The sequence below is a fragment of the Azospirillum sp. B506 genome (assembly GCF_000333595.1).
Lineage (GTDB): Bacteria > Pseudomonadota > Alphaproteobacteria > Azospirillales > Azospirillaceae > Azospirillum.
In genome coordinates this window covers 1-2,560 of record NZ_BADK01000276.1, presented here as the reverse complement: position 1 = coordinate 2,560, position 2,560 = coordinate 1, and the positions used below count along the sequence as shown (strand labels likewise).

Annotated in this window: 1 protein-coding gene; it reads left to right on the top strand. The window is 70.0% G+C overall.

The features are described 5' to 3' along the window. Window positions 1-2,560: malto-oligosyltrehalose trehalohydrolase (treZ, locus tag I71_RS08800; RefSeq protein WP_244433719.1), on the top strand; the 2,560-nt coding region annotated here is incomplete at both ends.

Here is a 2,560-nt window from a genome sequence, read left to right as displayed (position 1 = left end):
CTTTGGGGCGGTGCTGGTGTCGCGCGGCGACGTGCAGATCGTCGATTTCGAAGGCGAGCCGATGCGTCCGCTGGCCGAACGGCGGGCCAAGCACTGCATCCTGCGCGATGTCGCCGGCATGTTGCGCTCCATCGCCTATGCCGCCGCCATGGCACGCGACGCGGTGCCGTCCGACCTCGACGGCCCGTCGCGCGATGCCCGCACCGCCTGGCTGTCCTGGTGGGAAGGGGCGGCGTCGGCCGCCTTCCTCGACGGCTATCGCGGCGCCATCGGCGACTGCCCCGGCTTCCCGCGCGATCCGCAGGCGGCTCCTGCCCTGCTGAAGCTGTTCCTGCTGGAGAAGGCGCTGTACGAGGTCGGCTACGAGCTTGCCAACCGGCCGGGCTGGGTGGCGATCCCGTTGGCCGGTGTCACCGCCATCATCCGCGCCGATGCCGGTCCGGAGATCGCCAGCCGTGACCGTGACCGCATCGCCCCGGTGGACGAACGCCGCCGCCGCCATGCCATGCCCTTCGGTGCGGAGGTGCAGGCCGACGGCTCCGTCCGCTTCTCCCTCTGGGCGCCGTCGGTCGCGTCGGTCCTGCTGTCGCTCGACGACGGTGGGCAGCCGGTGGCGATGGAGGGCCAGGGTGACGGCTGGTTCAGTCTGACCACCGCACGGGCGCAGGCTGGCAGCCGCTACCGCTTCGTCCTGCCGGACGGGCTGGCGGTGCCGGACCCGGCCTCCCGCTTCCAGCCGGACGACGTGCATGGCCTGTCCGAGGTGATTGACCCCGGCGTCCATGCCTGGACCGACGCCGCCTGGACCGGCCGGCCCTGGCACGAGACGGTGCTGTACGAACTGCATGTGGGCACCTTCACGCCCGGCGGCACCTTCCTGTCCGCCATCGAGCGGCTGGACGATCTGGCCGAGCTGGGCGTCACCGCGATCGAGCTGATGCCGGTGGCCGATTTCCCCGGCAGCCGCAACTGGGGCTATGACGGCGTGCTGCCCTTCGCTCCCGACAGCGCCTATGGCCGGCCGGAGGATCTGAAGAGTCTGGTGCAGGAGGCCCATGCCCGCGGACTGATGGTTTTCCTCGATGTCGTCTACAACCATTTCGGGCCGGAGGGGAATTATCTCCACGCCTTCGCCGGCAGCTTCTTCACCGACCGTCACAAGACTCCCTGGGGAGCGGCGATCAATGTCGATGGCGGGCGCAGCGGACCGGTGCGCGACTTCTTCGTCCACAACGCGCTCTATTGGTTGGAGGAATTCCACCTCGACGGGCTGCGGCTGGATGCGGTCCACGCCATCATCGACGACAGCGACCGCCATTTTCTGAAGGAACTGGCGGAGCGCGTGCTCAGCCATTTCCAGAACCAGCGCCATGTCCATCTGGTGCTGGAGAACGATGCCAACCAGGCGCGCTTCCTGGCCCGCCACCGCGAGGGCGATCCGCGCTGGCACTCCGCCCAGTGGAACGACGACCTGCACCACTGCCTGCACAGTGCGGCGACCGGCGAGGATGGCGGCTACTACGCCGACTATGCCCATGATCCGGCAAAGTGGGGCCGCGCACTGGCGGAAGGCTTTGCCTTCCAGGGCGATCCGTCGGCCTATCGCGACGGCGAGCCGCGCGGGGAACCGTCGGCCCATCTGCCGCCAACCGCCTTCGTCACCTTCATCCAGAACCACGACCAGATCGGCAACCGCGCCTTCGGCGAGCGCATCGCCCACATCGCCAAGGCCGACGCCGTGCGGGCGGCCACCATCCTCTATCTGCTTGGTCCCGGCATTCCCATGCTGTTCATGGGCGAGGAATGGGCCTCGGCCAGGCCATTCCCCTTCTTCTGCGACTTTGGCGAGGAATTGGCCGAAGCGGTACGCAAGGGCCGGGCGGAGGAGTTCGCTAAATTCCCCGAATTCCAGGACCCCGAGGCCCGCGCCCGCATCCCCGACCCCACGGCGCCGGAGACCGCGGAGTCGGCCAAGCTGGATTGGGAGGCCCGCGAACAGGCGGAGCATGCCGACTGGCTCGACTGGTATTGCCGGGCGCTCGCGTTGCGGCGGGCGGAGATCGTGCCGCGTCTGGACGGCGTTCCCGGCGGGGCATCCAGCCATGGCGTGGTCGGCAAGACCGGCCTGACCGTCTGCTGGAGGCTGGGCGACGGCAGCCGGCTGCATGCCTTCGCCAATCTGGCCGACACGCCGGCAGTTGGCTTCCCGGAAGCGTCGGGGCGCGTGTTGTGGACCGAAGGGGCCGGGCTGACCGGCGACACGCTCGGCCCCTGGTCGGTGGTGCTGTGGCTGGAGGAAGCCTCCGCTCTCGACCGGCTGGCGGACCGCATGGGGGTGGAGCGCTCCTTCGACAACGCTGCCGGGGAAACCGTGACGGCCAGCGAGGACACCGTCCGCGCCCTGTTATCGGCCATGGGGGTGGAGGCGGGGGACGAAGCCGCCGCGCTCGCCCATCTCGACCGGCTGGACGAGGAGGAGTATGGCCGCGCCCTGCCGCCGGCGGTGGTCCGCCGGGCGGGCGAGGCGGTCACCGTGCCGGTCACCCTGCCCCACGGCACC